The sequence below is a fragment of the Orrella sp. 11846 genome, from assembly GCF_048820935.1.
GTDB lineage: Bacteria > Pseudomonadota > Gammaproteobacteria > Burkholderiales > Burkholderiaceae_B > Algicoccus.
In genome coordinates this window covers 1-19,147 of the sequence record NZ_JBMERD010000020.1, presented here as the reverse complement: position 1 = coordinate 19,147, position 19,147 = coordinate 1, and the positions used below count along the sequence as shown (strand labels likewise).

21 protein-coding genes and 1 pseudogene are annotated in these 19,147 nt (G+C 47.5%); 8 read left to right on the top strand and 14 right to left on the bottom strand.

Annotation, left to right across the window (positions count from 1 at the left end; translation table 11 throughout):
• Positions 1-44: 44 nt before the first annotated feature.
• The 3 genes from ACOI06_RS13240 to mog form a co-directional block, all read right to left on the bottom strand.
• Positions 45-926, bottom strand: coding sequence for a phosphoribosylaminoimidazolesuccinocarboxamide synthase (locus ACOI06_RS13240; RefSeq protein WP_420663068.1), 882 nt, complete (start codon positions 924-926; stop codon positions 45-47).
• Between the two features lie 10 nt (positions 927-936).
• Positions 937-2,001 (bottom strand): class II fructose-bisphosphate aldolase, encoded by a 1,065-nt coding sequence (fba, locus tag ACOI06_RS13235; RefSeq protein ID WP_420663067.1) that lies wholly within the window; start codon positions 1,999-2,001, stop codon positions 937-939.
• A gap of 285 nt (positions 2,002-2,286) precedes the next feature.
• Complete coding sequence (gene mog, locus ACOI06_RS13230; RefSeq protein ID WP_420663066.1) at positions 2,287-2,910, bottom strand: molybdopterin adenylyltransferase; 624 nt, start codon at positions 2,908-2,910, stop codon at positions 2,287-2,289.
• A gap of 275 nt (positions 2,911-3,185) precedes the next feature.
• On the opposite strand from mog, the gene ACOI06_RS13225 reads away from it, so the two are divergent.
• Both ACOI06_RS13225 and ACOI06_RS13220 read left to right on the top strand, forming a co-directional pair.
• On the top strand, positions 3,186-5,843 hold the full coding sequence (locus ACOI06_RS13225) for a DUF3141 domain-containing protein (protein WP_420663089.1): 2,658 nt from the start codon (positions 3,186-3,188) through the stop codon (positions 5,841-5,843).
• Positions 5,844-5,908: 65 nt separating this feature from the next.
• Positions 5,909-6,874, top strand: coding sequence for a phosphate acetyltransferase (locus ACOI06_RS13220; RefSeq protein WP_420663065.1), 966 nt, complete (start codon positions 5,909-5,911; stop codon positions 6,872-6,874).
• A 43-nt stretch (positions 6,875-6,917) separates the two neighbouring features.
• Here the strand turns inward: ACOI06_RS13220 and tnpB are convergent, their stop codons facing one another.
• The 4 genes from tnpB to ACOI06_RS13200 form a co-directional block, all read right to left on the bottom strand.
• Complete coding sequence (gene tnpB, locus ACOI06_RS13215; protein WP_420663064.1) at positions 6,918-7,346, bottom strand: IS66 family insertion sequence element accessory protein TnpB; 429 nt, start codon at positions 7,344-7,346, stop codon at positions 6,918-6,920.
• 5 nt (positions 7,347-7,351) lie between these two features.
• The gene (tnpA, locus tag ACOI06_RS13210; RefSeq protein WP_420663063.1) at positions 7,352-7,705 is read right to left on the bottom strand and encodes an IS66 family insertion sequence element accessory protein TnpA; all 354 of its coding nucleotides are present in this window, start codon (positions 7,703-7,705) and stop codon (positions 7,352-7,354) included.
• 61 nt (positions 7,706-7,766) lie between these two features.
• A complete protein-coding gene (locus ACOI06_RS13205; protein ID WP_420663062.1) occupies positions 7,767-8,105 on the bottom strand; it encodes a helix-turn-helix domain-containing protein in 339 nt (112 codons plus the stop codon).
• Between the two features lie 337 nt (positions 8,106-8,442).
• On the bottom strand, positions 8,443-9,918 hold the full coding sequence (locus ACOI06_RS13200) for a cryptochrome/photolyase family protein (RefSeq protein WP_420663061.1): 1,476 nt from the start codon (positions 9,916-9,918) through the stop codon (positions 8,443-8,445).
• Between the two features lie 244 nt (positions 9,919-10,162).
• Here ACOI06_RS13200 and ACOI06_RS13195 point away from each other — a divergent pair, with 244 nt between their 5' ends.
• A complete protein-coding gene (locus ACOI06_RS13195) occupies positions 10,163-11,065 on the top strand; it encodes a TIGR01777 family oxidoreductase (protein ID WP_420663060.1) in 903 nt (300 codons plus the stop codon).
• A gap of 152 nt (positions 11,066-11,217) precedes the next feature.
• Here ACOI06_RS13195 and ACOI06_RS13190 read toward each other — a convergent pair whose 3' ends face one another.
• From ACOI06_RS13190 to ACOI06_RS13170, 5 genes are all read right to left on the bottom strand, one after another.
• Complete coding sequence (locus ACOI06_RS13190; RefSeq protein WP_420663059.1) at positions 11,218-11,562, bottom strand: zinc ribbon domain-containing protein YjdM; 345 nt, start codon at positions 11,560-11,562, stop codon at positions 11,218-11,220.
• A gap of 180 nt (positions 11,563-11,742) precedes the next feature.
• On the bottom strand, positions 11,743-12,063 hold the full coding sequence (locus ACOI06_RS13185; protein WP_420663058.1) for a BON domain-containing protein: 321 nt from the start codon (positions 12,061-12,063) through the stop codon (positions 11,743-11,745).
• 105 nt (positions 12,064-12,168) lie between these two features.
• Positions 12,169-12,333: a DUF1328 domain-containing protein gene (locus ACOI06_RS13180; protein ID WP_420663057.1), complete on the bottom strand. Its 165-nt coding sequence runs from the start codon at positions 12,331-12,333 to the stop codon at positions 12,169-12,171.
• A 75-nt stretch (positions 12,334-12,408) separates the two neighbouring features.
• Positions 12,409-12,606: a CsbD family protein gene (locus ACOI06_RS13175; RefSeq protein ID WP_420663056.1), complete on the bottom strand. Its 198-nt coding sequence runs from the start codon at positions 12,604-12,606 to the stop codon at positions 12,409-12,411.
• Positions 12,607-12,636: 30 nt separating this feature from the next.
• Positions 12,637-13,236 (bottom strand): BON domain-containing protein, encoded by a 600-nt coding sequence (locus ACOI06_RS13170; RefSeq protein ID WP_420663055.1) that lies wholly within the window; start codon positions 13,234-13,236, stop codon positions 12,637-12,639.
• 250 nt (positions 13,237-13,486) lie between these two features.
• On the opposite strand from ACOI06_RS13170, the gene ACOI06_RS13165 reads away from it, so the two are divergent.
• From ACOI06_RS13165 to ACOI06_RS13145, 5 genes and pseudogenes are all read left to right on the top strand, one after another.
• On the top strand, positions 13,487-14,968 hold the full coding sequence (locus ACOI06_RS13165) for a PAS domain S-box protein (RefSeq protein ID WP_420663054.1): 1,482 nt from the start codon (positions 13,487-13,489) through the stop codon (positions 14,966-14,968).
• A 26-nt stretch (positions 14,969-14,994) separates the two neighbouring features.
• Positions 14,995-15,689: pseudogene (locus ACOI06_RS13160) on the top strand (HD domain-containing protein).
• A 96-nt stretch (positions 15,690-15,785) separates the two neighbouring features.
• Positions 15,786-16,100 carry a helix-turn-helix domain-containing protein gene (locus ACOI06_RS13155; protein WP_420663088.1) on the top strand — a complete coding sequence of 105 codons (315 nt, stop codon included), beginning with the start codon at positions 15,786-15,788 and terminating at the stop codon, positions 16,098-16,100.
• Positions 16,093-17,352: a type II toxin-antitoxin system HipA family toxin gene (locus ACOI06_RS13150; RefSeq protein ID WP_420663053.1), complete on the top strand. Its 1,260-nt coding sequence runs from the start codon at positions 16,093-16,095 to the stop codon at positions 17,350-17,352. The genes ACOI06_RS13155 and ACOI06_RS13150 overlap by 8 nt, the downstream gene beginning before the upstream one ends.
• A gap of 235 nt (positions 17,353-17,587) precedes the next feature.
• Positions 17,588-17,926: a tRNA-binding protein gene (locus ACOI06_RS13145; RefSeq protein ID WP_420663052.1), complete on the top strand. Its 339-nt coding sequence runs from the start codon at positions 17,588-17,590 to the stop codon at positions 17,924-17,926.
• Positions 17,927-18,196: 270 nt separating this feature from the next.
• On the opposite strand, the gene ACOI06_RS13140 is transcribed toward ACOI06_RS13145, so the two are convergent.
• Complete coding sequence (locus ACOI06_RS13140) at positions 18,197-18,622, bottom strand: PIN domain-containing protein (RefSeq protein ID WP_420663051.1); 426 nt, start codon at positions 18,620-18,622, stop codon at positions 18,197-18,199.
• Positions 18,619-18,867: a FitA-like ribbon-helix-helix domain-containing protein gene (locus tag ACOI06_RS13135; protein WP_420663050.1), complete on the bottom strand. Its 249-nt coding sequence runs from the start codon at positions 18,865-18,867 to the stop codon at positions 18,619-18,621. Before ACOI06_RS13135 ends, ACOI06_RS13140 begins: the two co-directional genes overlap by 4 nt.
• Positions 18,868-19,147: the final 280 nt, after the last annotated feature.

Sequence of the window (19,147 nt, the reverse complement as noted above, 5' to 3'; positions counted from 1 at the left end):
GACCATCGGGTCAGCCCATCCACACTTGTAGAGCACAAAAGCATTTAACGGCAAAGGCGCGTCAATGCCTCGCGGTATTTGCTGGCCGTATTTTCAATGACAGCGAGCGGCAATTTAGGTGCAGGTGCTGTTTTATCCCAACGTTGCTCCATGAGCCAGTCACGAACAAATTGTTTGTCATAAGACGGTGGGCTAATCCCTGGTTGCCAGCTGTCTGCAGGCCAGAATCTCGAAGAGTCCGGAGTGAGCACTTCATCCATCAAATGCAAAACACCTTTATCGTCTAAGCCAAACTCAAACTTGGTATCTGCAATCAGAATGCCTCGCCCAGCAGCGAAGTGTGACGCTTGATCATAAAGCTCGAGTGTAATTCGACGGATGTCGGCAGCGATTTCCTTACCCACCAGATTTTCAACATAATCAAAATCGACGTTTTCATCATGCTCACCCACTGCCGCTTTGGCAGCCGGTGTAAAGATGGGGTCTGGCAAACGATCTGCCAAACGCAAACCGACCGGCAATGTCATTCCACACACAACGCCAGTCGTCAGGTAATCTGCCCAACCTGAACCAATCAAATAACCGCGTGCAACGGCTTCCACCATAATCGGATTCAGGCGTTTAACCACCATCGCCCGCCCTTTCACCTGATCCCGCTCCTCAGGACGAACCACATCCTGAGGATCCACACCAGTGCGGTGATCCGGCACAATGCCGGCGAGTTTATCCAGCCAGAAAAGCGTCAATTGCGTCAACACTTCACCCTTGCCAGGAATCGGATCATCCAGGATCACGTCGTAAGCTGAAATCCTGTCTGTAGCCACGATCAGCAATTGATCATCGCCCACGGCATACATGTCGCGAACCTTACCACGCCCCAAGAGGGGTAATGACTCAATGTTGGATTGATGCAAAACGCTCATCATATTGTCCGGTTTAGTTGATTTTTTGTACGAGCTGACCTGCGGCATATTCTGCAGCCATGGTTGTGAGCGGAATTGGTTTGATTTTGTCAGCGTTGCCAGCTGTACCGAACTGTTCATAGCGTGCGATACAAATTGCTTTGGCCGCTTCACGGGCGGGCTTCAGGTATTCACGTGGATCGAACTTGCTTGGGTTCTCCACAAAGAAGCGACGGATCGCAGCGGTCATGGCCAAACGAATGTCCGTGTCAATGTTGACTTTACGCACACCAAACTTAATGGCTTCCTGAATTTCCTCAACAGGCACGCCATAGGTTTCTTTCATGTCGCCGCCAAACTGACGAATGTCAGCCAACAGTTCCTGAGGCACGCTGGAGCTGCCGTGCATCACCAAGTGGGTGTTGGGCAAGCGTGCGTGAATTTCTTTAATGCGGTCAATCGACAAAATATCGCCTGTAGGCTTACGTGTAAATTTGTAAGCACCGTGACTGGTACCAATCGCAATGGCCAGCGCATCGACTTGCGTGCGGCGGACAAAATCAGCGGCCTGCTCAGGATCTGTCAACAACTGGTCTCGGGTCATTTTGCCTTCTGCACCATGACCATCTTCTTTGTCACCCATCATGGTTTCGAGCGAACCCAGACAGCCCAGCTCACCTTCCACACTCACACCCAGCTTGTGCGCCATGTCTACCACTTTTTTGGTCACATCAACGTTGTACTCGTACTCTGAGATGGTTTTACCATCATCCATCAATGAACCATCCATCATTACACTGGTAAAGCCTAGGTCAATTGCACCCTGACAAATTGCTGGGGACTGACCATGGTCTTGGTGCATCACCACCGGAATATGAGGATAGGCTTCAACAGCCGCTTGAATCAGATATTTCAAAAACGTTTCGCCAGCATATTTACGAGCACCAGCTGAAGCCTGCATGATCACGGGACTATTGGTCTCGTGTGCGGCTTCCATGATGGCTTGCACTTGCTCTAAGTTATTGACGTTAAACGCTGGAATGCCATAGCCGTGTTCAGCGGCATGATCCAGAAGCTGGCGCATGGAAACGAGAGACATAGTCAGTAATCCTTATTCAATAAAAATTCAGAAATCCGCGACCTACCCTTTATATCGGTCATAGTTTGCGGTCAGCGTCCCACCATTTGCACAGCTCATACAGCGAAGCAGCCTGGGACAATGGAAGGCATTTTAACAGCTTCACCGTAGACCCTCGCCTCTTCGACGGGGTATGCCAGACGTCAGCAACGACTGAGGCACTTAATCGTTGCTATATAGATCTATTATCAGGTGAGACACTACCTCATAAACACATGGAAGCATGCTGCACCAAGTCTCTACATTTTAAGTTTTGGGTTTGTTTTTTTGACCGGGACGAAACGCCACGACAACATCGGGATTCGTTTCAATTCGTGGTCCACCAATCAATTCGATGCAAAAAGGAATGGCACCGAATAAGCCCGCGACGAGTTGCTCACCCTGCTCGCCACGCAAACCCTCTAAAGTTTGCGCAATGGCTTTCGGTTGTCCTGGTAAATTCACAATCAGCGCTGCATGCCCTTCAATCTCACGCAACACCCCAACCTGGCGTGACAAAATCGCAGTCGGCACGAAATTCAAGCTGATCTGGCGCATCAGCTCACCAAACCCAGGCATTTCACGGGTCGCAACATCAAGTGTCGCTTCTGGTGTCACATCTCGTCTGGACGGCCCAGTTCCACCTGTCGTAATGACCAGATCGCAACGCACATCATCCACCAACGAAATCAATGTCTGAGAAATCGTTAGACGATCATCTGCAATCAACCGCTCATGCGTTTCATAAGGACTCACCAATGCACGGGCAAACCATTCTTTCAAAGAAGGCACGCCCTGATCGGCATACACGCCTTCTGAGGCACGATCTGAAATAGACACCAACCCTATTTTGAGTCCAGCCACCTGCGTCGGTACCGAAACTTCTGTCATCCATGCCACCTTTAAATAAATCAAATCAATTCTGTTGTAAACACGAGTCTGTGCACAAAACAATACAAGCAATCGATCCGTTCTGCAAAAAATTGCCTTGCATATCACCAAAACAAATGCATGAAATATGTTTTGAAATATTTTTGTGCGATGCAATAAATTATGTTCAATCAATCAAGTAGCGCGTTAAAATGGCTTCATTATCCACAAACCCTGTTACAAGGAGAACCTAGGTGGACAAAGAGAAAACGAACGACAAACCATCTTTTGGGCTGATGCCGCCCGTGTTAGAAGCAGCCATAGAGTACATGACTGACGCGTGGCAACGCGGAATCCTGTACACCGATGTCATGCGCCAGCGCGGCAATCAGTACCAACGTCACATGTCGAAACAGGCACCCAACGTGTTGAGTATGCGCGCTGAACTGATTATGGACGGTCGCACACTCGATAAGCCTGTCAATTACATGCTGACTCGCATAGTGCCCCCGAAATCAAAACCGATCGACCCCTTCAAACGACCTTTTGTCGTCGTTGATCCTCGTGCAGGTCACGGCCCCGGGATTGCTGGCTTTAAGCCAGAAAGTGAAATTGGTGTCGCCGTCGATGCCGGACACCCCTGTTACTTTATTGGTTTCTTACCTAAACCCGAACCTGATCAGACCGTTGAAGACGTTGTGCATGCAGAAAACGTCTTTATGGAAAAGGTCATTGATCTTCACCCTCAGTCCGAAGGTAAGCCCGTGGTCATCGGTAACTGTCAAGCTGGCTGGCAGATCATGATGGCTGCAGCCACACGGCCTGATCTTTTTGGCCCCATCATTGTTGCTGGCGCACCGCTCTCGTACTGGGCTGGCTGGCGCAACAAATACCCCATGCGTTACACCGGCGGTATGACAGGTGGCTCTTGGATGACACAGATGACCAGTGATCTGGGGGGTGGTGTCTTTGATGGTGCAAACCTCGTTCAAAACTTTGAGAATCTGAATCCCGCCAATACATACTGGACCAAACAATACAACCTGTACGCCAACATTGACACGGAAGCACCTCGTTATCTGGGCTTTGAACGTTGGTGGGGTGGTCACGTTTTTCTAAACGGTAAAGAAATTCAATACATCGTTGACAACCTTTTCATCGGCAACCGCCTGTCCACCGCTCGTATGGTGACACAAAGTGGCTTGCGCCTGGATCTTCGCAATATCCGCTCACCCATCATCGTCTTTTGTTCCAAAGGGGATGACATCACGCCACCCCCTCAGGCGCTTGGCTGGATCACGGATCTTTATCAAAGCGATCGTGAAGTACTGGCACAAGGCCAGACCATTGTCTATGCGATCCACGAAAGCATTGGGCACTTGGGTATTTTTGTGTCTGGCGCCGTTGCTCGGAAAGAACACCGTGAATTTACAGGCAACATCGATTTGATCGACATGCTGCCACCGGGTATTTATGAAGCAGTCATCACAGAAAAAACTGAAGACACCGTCAATGCGGATATGGTCATCGGTGACTATGTTCTAAAGTTTGAACGTCGTCATTTGGCTGATATTCAAAAAATCGTGGAATACCGCGAAGACGATGCACGTCGTTTTGCGACAGTCTCTAGAGTCTCGCAGATTAATACCGGATTTTATAAATCCTATGTACAACCCATGGTTCAAATGATGGCAACGCCACGCATGACCATGCGTCTGCAACAATGGCATCCCTTGCGTTTGCCCTACGAAACACTGTCTGACAAAAATCCAGCGATTGCCGCCATTGCGCCTCTGTCCGTTGAAGTTAAAAACAATCGTCGTCCTGCCAAACCAGACAACCCATTCATGCAATTCGAAAAGCAAATGGCCAAGTCCATTGAATCGGGTCTGGAATTGTGGGGCAAATGGCGCGATACACTCATAGAACAAACGTTTATGACCGTGTATGGATCACCGTTCCTACAAAACCTGTCAGGTATGGGTGCTAAAGAAGGACCGCCCCGTATTCATCCAGGGGTTTCTCCGGAACACATTCGCTTTGTAAAACGCCGTGTGGCCGAGCTACTCAAACTGAGTCATGAAGGTGGCCTCATGGAAGCTTGCATTCGCGTGATGATTTATATTTCACAAACGCAAGGCGGTATTGATGAGCGAAGTTTTGGGTTAATTCGCAATCTACGTAAAGGTCATGAGCACGCACTGACGCTGGCCGCATTTAAACGTATTGTGCGACAGCAAGCGCTGGTGATGGTGGTCAACCCAGAAGGCGCGATCGAAGCGCTGCCGAATTTACTGACTTCTTACACCGCTGAGCAAATCCGAACTTCAGCCAAATTCGTAGAACAAGTTGCTCACGCTAGTGGTGAGCTCAACGAAGAAGGCGAACGCCGCCTGACTGAGGTGCTCGATTTGTATGAACTAGCCGCAGGTAATGCCGATCATCCAGATAAGGCTCATGACATGCTGGTTGCACATGCGAATATTTTGGGTGAAAAAGCCAAACGCAGTGCCATGGCAGCAGATCTGGTGAATTCACAAAGCGGTTTGTTCAATGCACAAGATGATTTCCAAGAAATCATGGGCATGGTCAATGTCGCAGCCGCAACACCCGACGCACCTGTACCCAGCGTTTTTACGGCTGGCAAAGATGAATTGACAGAAGAAACTCGTCAGATTCTGATGCAATCCACAAAGGATGTGGTGGAGCTCAGTGAGCAAGCCAAAGCTAAAACCAAGGTACAAGCTACCACGGCACCCGCTGCTCAGCAGGCTGTGACACCGAAAAAAACAGCAACTAAAAAATCTGCTGCCAAGAAAACTGCGATTAAAAAGACCACTGTCAAAAAAACTGTCGCAACAAAAACCTCTTCTAAGAAACTTTCAGCTAAAAAAGCAGTCCAACCAACGGTAGCCGTTAAAAAAACGAGTTCCAATACGAAGCCGAAAGCTTAAGTTGTAAAAGTTCGGGTGCACATCATTGTGCACCCCATTGATTATTCCAATATCAAGGAGTTCAGGTGAATTCGGTCATTGCCGCTCAAAATGAGCATAGCCGTGAGACGTTTGACCGTCTTATTAAAGCTGCAAAAGAAGTTCCCTCTCAAGTCTGTGCCGTTGCGCACCCTTGCGATGCCACCTCGTTGTGTGCCGCTGTTGAAGCCCACAACATGGGATTGATCAAAGCCATTCTTGTCGGTCCTCGCGATCGCATTCTCGAAGCATCAGAAAAAGCCAAAGTTAGTATCGAAGGCATCGAAATCATTGATGCGGAACACAGTCACGCCTCTGCTGCAATCGCCGTATCGCTTGTCCGTGAAGGTCGCGCTTCGTTGCTCATGAAAGGTAGTTTGCACACGGATGAATTGCTGCATGAAATTGTGCACAAAGAAACGGGTCTGCGAACCAGCCGTCGTTTAAGTCACGTCTTTATTATGGATGTGCCAACCTATCCTTACCCGCTTTTCATTACAGACGCGGCGATCAACATTGCGCCCAATTTCAAATGCAAAGTCGATATCGTACAAAACGCCATTGATTTGCACTTGGCACTTGGACTCGGAACGCCCCGCGTGGCAATCTTGTCTGCGGTTGAACAGATCAATGACAAAATGCCCACCACCATGGAAGCAGCAGCCTTATGCAAAATGGCTGACCGAGGTCAGATCACCGGTGGCATTCTGGATGGCCCACTGGCTATGGACAACGCCATCAGCCCAGAAGCCGCTGAGATGAAGGGATTAAAATCTCCCGTTGCGGGTCAAGCCCAGATCCTGATCGTGCCCGATCTGGAAGCTGGAAACATGCTAGCCAAAAACTTGTCCTTCCTAGCGGGTGCTCTGGCAGCCGGCATTGTGATTGGTGCACGTGTACCCATCATCCTGACAAGCCGTGCGGACACCCGCCAAGCTCGCCTAGCTTCTTGCGCAGTAGCGACCATGTACGCACATGAGCTGGTGAAAGAAGCTGGCACAGCCGTCGCTTAAAGCAGTTTAATTGCTACATTCGTCGCCTAATGCCTCTGATCGTTTATAAAAAACGATCAAGCAAGCGGCGACTTTTTTTATCCAATTGGGTGACATCTCGAATCAGAAACTGAATGCCATGACTGTCTGAGATCAGTAGATGATGACTATCCATTCCGTGAATGCGACGGATATCCAGCAGCCATTGCAACTCCCGTAATTCGATCTGATGAGTGGCATCAAATTGTTCACCTTTAGGCCATGCAAACCGATCGAGTTCCAGACGCTTTTGCCATAAACAGAACCCGTTCTTGTCCCAATATAGAATCTTGATGTTTGAGCGATTCCGGTTAATGAATACGTACAGAGATTGCTCAAATGGGTTGAGCAGCATGTCACCTTCAACAATCTCAGCCAATCCATTAATTTGCTTTCTGAAGTCGACCGGATCGCGGTGCAAATACACTGATATGGGCGAGTAACCAGGATGCATAATTGTTACCCCACCCGTTGAAGATCAAGTGATAGTTCCGCGAGCCATCGGGCACTGGGCAAAGCTTCCATATCTAAGCGCAGACCACCAGGCAGCGTGAGTTGGCAGTGGCCACGGTTTGCCTGGGCATTCGAGCTCGTTTCCATCGATGACACCGTGACGGAAAGAAACTTGGAGTTAGTTACCGCAACCTGTTGATGGCCTTGAGTTCGTTCTGACTTAAAGAAATTACGCCATTTATACAGTGCTTGTGCGGACAGGCCTTCGCGGTCGGCATAGGCCTTAGTAGGAATTTTTTCTTTCTCGATGCGTGCGAGGTGATTCTTCCACCAGTCACGATTGGGTTTGGTGATCGACATGGGTCGTCCTCCTGATGATGACAATGGTGTCAATCATCGGGCAGACGAAATCAATCAACAATCATGTACTAGATGGCGCGCTTACCTTTCTTTTGGGTCTGCCGCACAAGCCTTTCATAAAATTGAAATAAGTATTGCACCAATTGGTCGCACTATTTCGAATGATTTGGCTAGGGCAGTCATAGAGCCAAGGCGTGAGCTCTTTCGACTTGAAGTGAGCTGCCTTTTTATCAATCGGGGCGTAAGTCCCTATTGGATAATACTTGTTCGCAAAAATGCGATGGTAGCGTTCCTCATCCACTTTTGCATTCCAGATCAAACGCGCGCAACCCATCCATTGGCTAAGCACTTTCTTTTGCGCAGGCGTTGGATGGGCGTGAAGTTTGATACCAACAAGCATGATCCTCTTTCTCTAGCTGATTCAGCCGCATGATTTTACTAAAATATTACACACCATTCAATCAATTCTTAGACGAAAACGTGTAACTAATAAACAGTCAAATCAATCACTTATAAGAATTAAATGCATCTAGTCTTGACCGCGAAATACAGACAAAAGATTTTCATAAAAAAAATGCTAGAGTATCTTCCAGCTATATTCATTTCATGAAAACTTGTGAGCAAAACGTCCTTCCTAGCGAAAAATCATTGGGAACGGCTAAAGCCGCTAACGAGTCATAAATTAATGAGCTTGCTTGACGCGCACATGAATGAACGAGGTTGCGCAAGCAATTCACTCAATCGCCCTCACCATCCGACAAAACCGAATATCGCATTAGTGTGCGCAACCTAGCACTGGCATGATCAACAACCGGCAACGGATAATCGATTCCAAGACGCAAGCCACAAGCACTTAACATGTCTGGCTTCATAAGCGCCGGGAAATGAATGTGCGCATCTGGCACATCTGCCAACTCAGGTAAATACCGTCGAATAAATCGACCTTCCGGATCAAATCGTTTTGACTGTGTGACTGGATTAAAAATACGAAAATACGGTTGCGCATCACAGCCTGTCGATGCGGCCCATTGCCAGCCTCCATTATTCGCTGCCAAATCGTAATCATTCAGATGTTGTGCAAAATATCGCTCTCCCCGGCGCCAATCAATGCCTAGATCCTTGGTTAAAAAACTCGCCACAATCATGCGCAAGCGATTATGCATATAGCCTGTCTGGTGCAATTGACGCATGGCTGCATCGACAATCGGATAACCGGTACGTCCTTCACACCAAGCCTGCCACAGTTCTGGTGCCTCATCCCATTGAATCTGATCATATTTAAGCTTAAAGGCCTGTTGAACCACTTGCGGGTAATGCCACAAAATCATGAAGTAAAAATCGCGCCAAGCCAGTTCCGACAGCCAAGTTTGCGCCCCTAAACAACCCGACGCAGTACGTTCCACAGCCAACGCGGCGATCTGACGAATCGAGACGGTTCCAAATCGCAAATGAACAGAAAGATAAGAAACACCTTTGCGGCTCGGATAATCGCGCGCCTCATGATAGTTGGTCATACGAGCCACAAAATCCTCTAACAAGGTTTGAGCACCTTGCATCCCCGTGGGTAAAGCCAACTCAGACAAATTGGTTCGCGCAAAGCCCAAATCTGACAAAGTCGGCAGCAATCCCTCACCTGCAGGCAACGATGCCAGATGTCGTGCGTAACGTTCAACGGGATAAGCTTTCAGCTGAAACTCGTCAAGCTGCTTTAACCAAGCTCGTTTATAGGCGGTAAACACACTGTAGGGCTGTCCCTTTTGAGTGAGCACCTCGCTACAATCCAGCAGTACCTGATCTTTGTAATCACTAAAAGCGATACCCAAGGTACGTAAGTTGTCAGCAACTTGTTGATCACGGGCAATCGTATCAGGCTCATAATCACGGTTAGCCAGCACTTCATCCACACCCAACTTTTGGGCAAGCTCGGTAATGCATTGCACTGCAGATCCAATTCGGATGATTAATCCACCACTTGGAACGCCTTGAGTCTTGGCGAGCTGCGCTAAGCCCACCTGTAGTTGCGCCACACTGGCATGAATAAACTCAACCCGCCGATCAGTTCGATTGGGCAAGGCCTCTAAGATGTCAGTATCAAAAACAAAGACACAATGCACTACTCTAAAACGACGCAACGCATGATAAAGCGCCGCATGATCTTGGCAACGTAGATCACGCCGGAACCAAACTAAGGCTTTAGTTTTTTGATCAGACATCAAATATCCATCTGAGGCATCTAAAGTTGTCATTGTCAGAGCCTCAGGCTCATCCCAAAATCAGCTGCGGTTTCAGTCGATCACAAAATGATTGAGCGGACTCTTTATTGCAGTGAGTTTGATTGTTCAAAGAACGCAGTGTAACGTACTGAACATAGATGTTTTTTGTCTTGTGAAACATGTGGTCAATTTGCTGAATGGTCAGCTTTAAAGATCAGCATCCCCACTTCAAAAGGACAATGCGATGCGTATTTTACTGACGGGCGGGACAGGCTTGATCGGCCAGGCATTGTGCAAACACTGGGCAGCACAACGTCATGAGCTTTGGGTCTGGAGTCGCACTCCCGAACAAGTGGCTGCACTCTGTAGTGGCGCAAAAGGCATCTCACAACTCGATGAGATTGATCCAAGCATCCAACTGGATGCAGTGATTAATCTGGCCGGCGCACCGATTGCCGATCGCCCCTGGACAGCATCTCGACGTCAACAGCTATGGACTAGTCGAGTGGATTTAACGCGTGACCTCGTCAATTGGATGCGTCAAAGTGCGACGCCACCACGGGTTTTACTGTCAGGATCTGCGATCGGCATTTACGGTGATTGCGGCGAAGACCTTCTGACCGAGAACAGCACACCGTCAAAGACAGATTTTGGGAGTCAACTGTGCGTAGCTTGGGAAGAAGAAGCCCAAGCCGCAAAGCAGTTGGGAGTGCGCGTGATCTTACTGCGTACCGCACCAGTCCTTACTGCACAAGGCGGCATGCTAAAGAAACTCCTCTTTCCCTACCGCCTGGGTTTGGGCGGCCGTCTCGGTAACGGTCAACAATGGATGCCGTGGATTCATTTAGATGATCAAGTGTCGTTGATTGATCATCTACTTCACAACGATCAGGCACATGGTCCGTTTAACGCCTGTGCACCACAACCTGTGCGCAACATCGACTTTGTCAAAACGCTCGGAAAAACTCTGCATCGTCCTACATTTTTTGCCACACCCGCGCTCCTGTTACGTTTGATCTTGGGTGAGATGTCTGTGCTTTTACTCGGGAGTCAACGACTCATCCCAAAACGCACTGAGGAGGCTGGATTTGTCTGGCAACACCCAAACTTGGACGAAGCACTGAAACATCTGTTACGAAAAGCATAGAATTGCCGATGTGAATGAGATCGGAAAACACTTTGACATTGCACATCGGAAAAAAGCAGACACCGAGTGTTGAAACTAAGTGTTGAAACCGAGCAAAATCAGAATGACTCGCGATGTCTGCGCTGACAGCGTATATTTGAATTGTTATTTGATCAGATTTTCTTTACAAACTCTGACTTTAGGCTCATCTGGCCGATTCCATCAATCTTGCAATCGATATCATGATCACGATCCACTAGGCGAATATTTTTAACCTTAGTGCCCATTTTCACAACGCCGCCCGCTCCTTTAAATTTCAGATCTTTAATGACAGTCACCGTGTCGCCATCTTGCAAGACATTGCCAGCGGCATCGCGGTAAACGCGTTCATCTGACTCAGTGTTTTCTTGAGCCTGAGCCGACCACTCATGACCACACTCGGGGCAAATGATATGCCCACTCCCATCTTCGTATGTAAAACCAGATTGACATTCTGGGCAGGGAGGTAAAGTACTCATATTTAAAAATTCCTAAAAAACCAGCTTTGTGATGCTTCGAAGTTCACCGAGTACCATACCACTAAAGGCGTTTTATCAAAAATTGACACGAACTTGCAAAATAGACAAGTTCGTGTCAATTTCATTAAATTTCAATCACCGTCATCTCCACAACAGTATCAACAATGCGAAAACTTCCATTTAAGGCTTGACGATCAAATCGTTGTGCACCCGTTTAACGCCTTTGACTGAACCTGCAATTTCACCTGCTCGGGCTTTCTCGTAATCGGATCTTGCAAAACCGGACAATTGAACCTCGCCTGCATCAATCGTCTTAACATTAATGTTTAAAGCGGAAGTATCGCGGTTATCTGCCAATTTAGCTTTAACGGCCACTGTGGTTGTTGAGCCGTCAATGTATTCACCCACCGTTTCTTGGTTGCGAGCCACTGTGCAGCCAGTCGCTAATAAAGTGAGAGGTGTGATAACAACCGCAATGTGAATTAAACGTTTAAGTTTCATTGAAGTTCTCCTTGAATGTTTTATAAAAAGCTGAACGCAGCTCAGTGAAATAACAGTGACGCCCCAATCATTGAGCCTTTACTTTTTTAATTTCCGCACATAAAACTAAACTCTAGGTGATCGCCCTCTCAGCAGAGACAGTACAAACAAAACAATAAATATAAAAAACAGTATCTTGGCGATAAATGCTGCAGTACCTGCGATTCCAAAAAAACCGAAGAATCCCGCAATCAGGGCGATGATAAAAAAGACAGCTGCGTAATAAAGCATGATTTCTCCTAAGCGTTAATTGTGTCCTGAGTCAATCCCGATCAATGGACGGCGGGATCAACGCCAACAGATCAATCACAATGAATCCAAAAACTTACCGACTTCTTTTTGAGCTTCTTCCTTAGCCAAGCCATAACGCTCTTGTAGTTTTCCGGCTAAGTACTCAGCATTCCCCTCCACCGTCTGGACATCATCATCTGTCAGCTTTCCCCAATGGGCTTTAAGCTTGCCGCTCAGTTGTTTCCATTGTCCTTTGATGCGATCTTCATTCATGTCTTTCTCCAATCTATGGTGAGTCGTTCATTACCGTCCTTCAACAACCAGGCCATCGGCATTGACCTCTTTCACGCCTTTAATCGCGCGTGCTGTGGCGATGGCCTTGTCAACCTCCAACTGGCTCGCAAGCGCACCGGTCAAAGTGACTGTGCCGTCTTTTGTGTCGACTTTAATATCGCGACTAGGCACACCTTGGGTGGCCGCTAAATCGGCTTTTAGCTTCGTCGTGATCCAAGCATCATCGATGACTTCGCCAACAGAACGATCACTGCTGGTTTTGGTACTTTGATTGCCTAAATCTGCAGCCACACCCACTTTCAAACCTGCACTATCGACTTCTTTGACACCATTCACACCACGGACCAAAGCGATGGCTTTATCAACCTCGGCTTGGTTGGGCAAAACGCCAACTAAAGCCACGACGCCATCAACCGTGGTGACCGATACGTCTGTACCAGATACTTTGTCTGTAGTGACTAATTCAGCTTTCACCTTGGTCGTAATCCAAGTATCACTAACTGCTTCCGCAACACTTGACGATTGGTCGGCTGCAAAAACCGCACTAGGCGTGGCATATGTTGTACAGACAAGCAAAGCAGTTGCACTGAGTGTTTTTAGTTTGTTCATTTGTGTTACCTTTTCATTGATTTGTATAGGTTGCATGTGAGGTCACACACCCTTTGGAAATACCGAATACAGTTTGCATTCAATGTATTGCCAGACGATTTCTATGCTATGTCTGTTTGAAGCGTTCCAGCCAGAGTCGCTTGTACTAGTACGACTAGTACAAACAAATTAATTTGACGAGTAAAAGTCAAAAAAGTGGTTTTTTTGCCGAATTTTCATTTCGGTGTTTTGACGATGGAAGAAAAAAATCGTGATTCAAGATCAGATGCAACCATTAAAAAGATCTCAAATACAAGATATCTTGGCCTATTTGGACCAAGGCGTGATCCTGCTCAATGAAGATACCAAAATCATCTGGGCCAATTACAAAGGTCTACAGCTGCATGGTTGTGAACAGCTGGGCGACTTAGGTGAAACGGCGGCAGACTATGTCAAACGATTTAACTTTTATGATGATGCACAGCACCCCCTCAGCCCAGATCAACATCCGTTAATGCGATTAGCAAATGCTGAGAGTTTTGCGGATGTTGAAATTGAAATCGAAGATGAACAAAATGCAACACGCCGAGTCATGCGCTGTCGTGGCATGGTGCTGCAATCAGGTCAAGGCCAGCAGGGTTTATCAATCCTTTTTTTAAGCGATATCACCGGCACAATTGAATTAGACGAGTTATTTGATCGTTTTTTTCAGGCCAAACCCATGCCCGCCGTGATTCTCAACCTAAACAGCTACCGTTACATCCGTGCTAACTACAGTTTTTGCACTATGAGTGGCTACACCGAAACCGAAATACTTGCGCAGTCGTTTTATCAGATCAATGTGTTACATCATGCTGAAAACGCATCAGATGCGCTACAAGCACTCGAAGACAACCAGACAATCCCGACACAGGAGTCATCCCTTCAGACCCGTGAGGGTGATTTGCGAGCCATATTGGTCTCAGGTCAACCCATTGTTGTTCGTAACGAACCCTGCATGCTGTTTACCTTTATTGATCTAGAGGGACGCAAGCGAGCTGAAGAAGCATTGCGCCAAAGCGAACAGCGTTTTGCAACGACCTTTCGTTTAGCCCCCGTGCCTATGGTGGTTTACCTGCGCTCCAATCAGTGTGTCATTGAAGCCAATCAAGCGTATGCCACCGCTTGTGGTCGATCACGCAAAGAGATCATCGGCTATCCGTTAATGACCACTGGCTTACAGTTAACCCGTAATGCACAAAAGATAATCCGACAAACGCTGGACAAAGGCCTTCCTGCACGTGATATAGAAGTCCGTCTGTGCACACCCGATGGTGATTTAACCGATGGACTGCTGGCGGCCGAAGGCATGATGATTCAAGAAGAAGACTGTGCACTCTATGTGATTCAGGACATCACTTTGCGTAAACGGACTGAAACCGAACTCATGGAAGCCATCGAAGCCGTCATGCAAGATGCCAAGTGGTTTAGCCGAACCGTGATGGAGAAATTGGCCCTAGTGCGCCGTCCCCAAAATGAATCAATCGAGATTGGCAACCTGACGTCACGAGAACATCAGGTGTTGGAGTTGATCTGCAATGGCAAAACAAACAACGAAATGGCTGAACTATTGTCACTTTCGGCAAATACAGTGCGCAATCATGTAGCCACGCTTTACAGCAAAATCGGCGTGAATAATCGCAGCGCGGCCGTGATATGGGGTCGTGAACGCGGCTGCGGGTTAGAGGATCAAAATAATGAGAACAAGGATTAAGGTAAACACGTCTGCACCGTAATGCAATGGCATTATGCGCACTGACAGGCAGAAAGCACAACAACACCTCACGCTGCAAAACGGATCAAAAATTGAACACTGAAAAATTAATCGACATTAACAGTATCAAAGGTCGACTAGCTTTTCTCCAAGAAACGGAGAAACTAAAAAGCGTGCTGCGCAGTGCTCACACATCGACCGGAAGAACAGAAAGCACCGCCGAGCATACATGGCGTTTATGTTTAATGGCGATATTCCCGCCATTGAAAAAGATCTGCATCCCGACAAGAGCGCACAAGAAAAAACTGATCTACTGTACCTGGCGCACACACTGGATAAATCTCATAGAGCCCGCATTTTGGCGCTTTGGCAAGAATACGAAGACACAATCACTCCCGAAGCGAAAGTAGTTAAAGCATTGGATAAGCTAGAAACAATTCTTCAGCACAACCAACGACAAAATCCGCCTGACTTCGACTACAAATTCAACTTGTCCTACGGGCAAAAGCACACGAGCGTGGCTCCATTGTTTGCGTTAATACGCAGCATCCTAGATGAATGCACGTGTGAAAGAATCAGTCAAAGTAATACAAATACACCGACCGAACATTGTCTGCAATGCACGTGTGATCATCCGTCGCAAAAGGTCATTGAGGTATTCACATCATCTCATCAAAACAAATCCAATATATTGTTATTTGTTTTAAGTAAATTGACTTAAACCACAAAAAAATGGAGTAAAATTAGTGCAATAATTTACAAATAATTCTTGATTGTAGTGAATTAAATATTTAAAAGCAATATAAAACACATTATGTTGGATTTATCTTTTAGTAAACCAGATGAAATCGCCAGACGCCTGTGTGAACGCCTACGCATAGAGCGTTTAGCTCAGAAAATGACCCAAGCAGAGGTGGCCGGGCGTGCGGGCATCGGTACCAACACCGTCTCTAATTTGGAGGCCGGACGCAATGTCACCCTAGAAAACCTCGTGCGCATCGCCATGGTACTTGGGCGAGCCAAAGAATTTGAGACACTTTTTCTGCCTAAGCTAGAGACCCTGGACGATATTCGTCGCTATGAAGAGAGTGCCACCCGTCAGCGCATCAAGAGGAAATCTAACCATGCCTGAACAAGTGAAGGTGTACTACGAAGGCTGGGGAGAGCGCTGGTTATGGGGGACGCTCATGTCGACCACCAGCCTAATCGGTCGACCTCAAATTCTATTTGAATACAGCGAAGAGGCAAGGATTCGCAACTTGGAACTCTCGTCATTTCAGTTGCCATTACAAGGTCCACCTTTACGCCGTGATTTTCCATCTCACCAGTTTGGCTTACCTGGACCTGTCTACGATGCATTACCCGACGGTTGGGGAATGCTTTTAATGGATCGACTATTCAGGCGTCGAGGGCTCATAACTGCACGGATCGGCCCACTAGAAAGACTGACCTATATTGGTCGCAATGCCATGGGCGCCATGTCATTCGAGCCCGTCGCACCCGAGGGCGAAACTTCCCAGCACCACATACCTCTTGACCAATTAGCTGCTGAAGTACAGGAGGTATTACAGGGTGAAGATGGCGAGTTTTTACAAAGATTACTGCAAGTGGGGGGGTCGCCTCAAGGTGCTAGACCTAAGGCATTAATTTATCGCAATCCACAAACTACAACTCTGACTACAGTCGCCACCCCGGGCTTTGAAGCCTGGCTCATTAAATTTCCTGCTAAAGATGAGCACCCTGAGGTCTGTGCGATCGAAATGGTCTACGCCGAATGTTTACGTTTATGCCACATCCCAACGCCAGACACAGAGTATTTCGCGCTACCTAACGGACAGGCGGCTTTTGCAAGTAAACGTTTTGATCGTCAGGGTGATTTACGTATCCCTATGCAAAGTCTTGCAGCATTTACCGGTGCCAACTATCAAACTCCAGGTGCGCTTGATTACGTTAATTTCTTGCGTGCAACTCGATTCTGCACCAATGACGTACGGGAGATGGCTTTCGCTTTCAACCGAATTGTCTTCAATGTGGTATTTAACAACCGAGATGACCATCCCAAGAATTTCGCTTACCTGATGTCTTCAACGGGTCAATGGACACTAGCACCAGCCTACGATGTCACTTTTTGTGAAGGTCCTGATGGTTATCATCAGATGGATGTAATGGGTGAAGCGCTGGCCATCGACCGCACCGCATTATTACGACTTGCTGAGGAAGCAGAAGTCTCAGCTCAAAGTGCGAACCACACCATTGACGCTTTCATCGAAGTCGCCAGTCAATTTACCGACATTGCCCACGAACTTTTACCGCAAACAATCCGAGAAACGACACTTCGCACGCTTCAAAAGCGGATCAATCAAAATCTAAACTTGTTGCGTTAATCGGTAGTCGTTTGCCAAATGTCGGCAACATATCGATTAAGAACCATATACGATCTGTATAACTGCGATCCCAATGCTTAAGTAAGATGTTCATCAAGGTCTTTAGACAAAGTTCTCTGGTAAGTGGATTGTGGCGCAAGACAATTTAAGCATCTGACCTGCGTTTAACGCCGTCAAATAATGACGTTTCTACTCCAGCGTCAACATTCTTTTAACTTTTGGACTAAAAATAAACATGACAACAATTTCATGGAATGACTTCACAAAAGTCGAGCTTCGGGTGGGGTGCATCGTCAAAGCCGAGTTATTTCCTGAAGCTCGCAAGCCTGCCTACAAACTATTGGTCGATTTTGGATCAGAAATTGGGCAACGCAAATCCAGCGCACAAGTGACTGACCTCTACTCAACAGAGGAATTGATCGGCAAACAAGTGGTCGCCGTGATCAATTTCCCGCCCAAACAGATTGGTCCATTCATGTCCGAATGTCTCATCACTGGCTTTCATGATGAGCAAGGTCGCGTGGCTTTATGCGTACCAGACAAAGCTGTGCCGTTAGGAATCAAACTTTGTTAATTTAAGAATCAATATACATTCAGGATACCGAACGCTAATTACCAATGAAATTAGTCTTGGCGTTTACCAGCTTGGTTTCATCTATCACATATTGATTGATTTAATCCAAGCCACCAAATGAAACATTGAGCAATCAAATTTCTACGTCTATTTGAATCAATAGAGCAAGGCTTCCAGTGTCTTAGTTGTCACGCGCGACAAAACCGCAGCGCCTTTGCATTTTTTGTTCACTTCGGTGTGTGTCGTGCAATCCTGCACGAAGTTACTGCTTTACTCTAGACTTTCCCAAGGATTGATGACTTTCACGCCAGCTGCCATAAAGGGGCTTACGTCCCTCGTCGCCACGTTGAAACCGCTATTTAGGGCAATTGCCGCTATGACGGCATCAGCCGCCTCAATGCCGCTGCCTGCCTTACGGGCGGCTGCCAGTACATCGGCATGAACGCGCGTACACGCCATATCAAACGGCAACACCCGACCTACGAATACCGGCAACACTTGGTGTTCGATGCTATCAATAAGCATTGTGCGGCGTTTACCAGCGTGCATCAGGGCAACACCAGCCCGCAACTCGGCCACGGTCATGGATGCCAGATAAAGCGTTTCCAACGGCTGACGATTCAACCAGTCAATCACTGTTTTATCGGGTACGACTCGAAACTGCTCCGAAATAACGTTCGTATCCAGCAAAATCATTCAACGCTCGCTGCTCGGGCGGGTGAATGATCACGTTCAAAAATCGCCATTTCTTCGTCGGTCAATTTCACCTTGCGCCCGATGTCTGCCAGCAGATCGCCCAGCTTTACCCGACCTTCGGGTTTCACAGCGGTAATCAAAATTTCGCACATCTCGGCTTGCAAGGTACGGCCGTTCTGCGCTGCCCTAACCCGGATGGCACGATGCACCTCTTCTGGCACATTTCTGATCGTTACTGCTCTCATGTCTGCAACCTCCTATTGATTGCAGTGAAATCAATTATAAGATCTGCATTCCAATACATCAAGCACTAACGGCTCCTCCCTTTGTGCTGGTTCATCTTTTCTTTTTTTGACGTCCAACTCGGTTTGTAGTCTGGCTTTACAACGCACCAGCTCGCTCGGTAGAGGCGTTGAAGTAGGTGTTAGCCACTGGAGGCTGCGCCTTGCCGACACCTAGCTGCTTTCAGGCTTCGAGCAGCGTGATGCCACCAACGCCATAACGGCCAAAGGTGATGGTCTCCCG

Coding starts and splice junctions, on each gene's coding strand:
- ACOI06_RS13240 (WP_420663068.1), bottom strand. CDS start 926: ATGATGAGCGTTTTGCATCAATCCAACATTGAGTCATTACCCCTCTTG.
- tnpB (WP_420663064.1), bottom strand. CDS start 7,346: ATGCATCCTGGTTACTCGCCCATATCAGTGTATTTGCACCGCGATCCG.
- fba (WP_420663067.1), bottom strand. CDS start 2,001: ATGTCTCTCGTTTCCATGCGCCAGCTTCTGGATCATGCCGCTGAACAC.
- ACOI06_RS13145 (WP_420663052.1), top strand. CDS start 17,588: ATGACAACAATTTCATGGAATGACTTCACAAAAGTCGAGCTTCGGGTG.
- ACOI06_RS13185 (WP_420663058.1), bottom strand. CDS start 12,063: ATGAAACTTAAACGTTTAATTCACATTGCGGTTGTTATCACACCTCTC.
- ACOI06_RS13150 (WP_420663053.1), top strand. CDS start 16,093: ATGCCTGAACAAGTGAAGGTGTACTACGAAGGCTGGGGAGAGCGCTGG.
- mog (WP_420663066.1), bottom strand. CDS start 2,910: ATGACAGAAGTTTCGGTACCGACGCAGGTGGCTGGACTCAAAATAGGG.
- ACOI06_RS13195 (WP_420663060.1), top strand. CDS start 10,163: ATGCGTATTTTACTGACGGGCGGGACAGGCTTGATCGGCCAGGCATTG.
- ACOI06_RS13200 (WP_420663061.1), bottom strand. CDS start 9,918: ATGTCTGATCAAAAAACTAAAGCCTTAGTTTGGTTCCGGCGTGATCTA.
- ACOI06_RS13190 (WP_420663059.1), bottom strand. CDS start 11,562: ATGAGTACTTTACCTCCCTGCCCAGAATGTCAATCTGGTTTTACATAC.
- tnpA (WP_420663063.1), bottom strand. CDS start 7,705: ATGTCGATCACCAAACCCAATCGTGACTGGTGGAAGAATCACCTCGCA.
- ACOI06_RS13175 (WP_420663056.1), bottom strand. CDS start 12,606: ATGAATGAAGATCGCATCAAAGGACAATGGAAACAACTGAGCGGCAAG.
- ACOI06_RS13225 (WP_420663089.1), top strand. CDS start 3,186: ATGCCGCCCGTGTTAGAAGCAGCCATAGAGTACATGACTGACGCGTGG.
- ACOI06_RS13135 (WP_420663050.1), bottom strand. CDS start 18,867: ATGAGAGCAGTAACGATCAGAAATGTGCCAGAAGAGGTGCATCGTGCC.
- ACOI06_RS13170 (WP_420663055.1), bottom strand. CDS start 13,236: ATGAACAAACTAAAAACACTCAGTGCAACTGCTTTGCTTGTCTGTACA.
- ACOI06_RS13140 (WP_420663051.1), bottom strand. CDS start 18,622: ATGATTTTGCTGGATACGAACGTTATTTCGGAGCAGTTTCGAGTCGTA.
- ACOI06_RS13180 (WP_420663057.1), bottom strand. CDS start 12,333: ATGCTTTATTACGCAGCTGTCTTTTTTATCATCGCCCTGATTGCGGGA.
- ACOI06_RS13205 (WP_420663062.1), bottom strand. CDS start 8,105: ATGCTTGTTGGTATCAAACTTCACGCCCATCCAACGCCTGCGCAAAAG.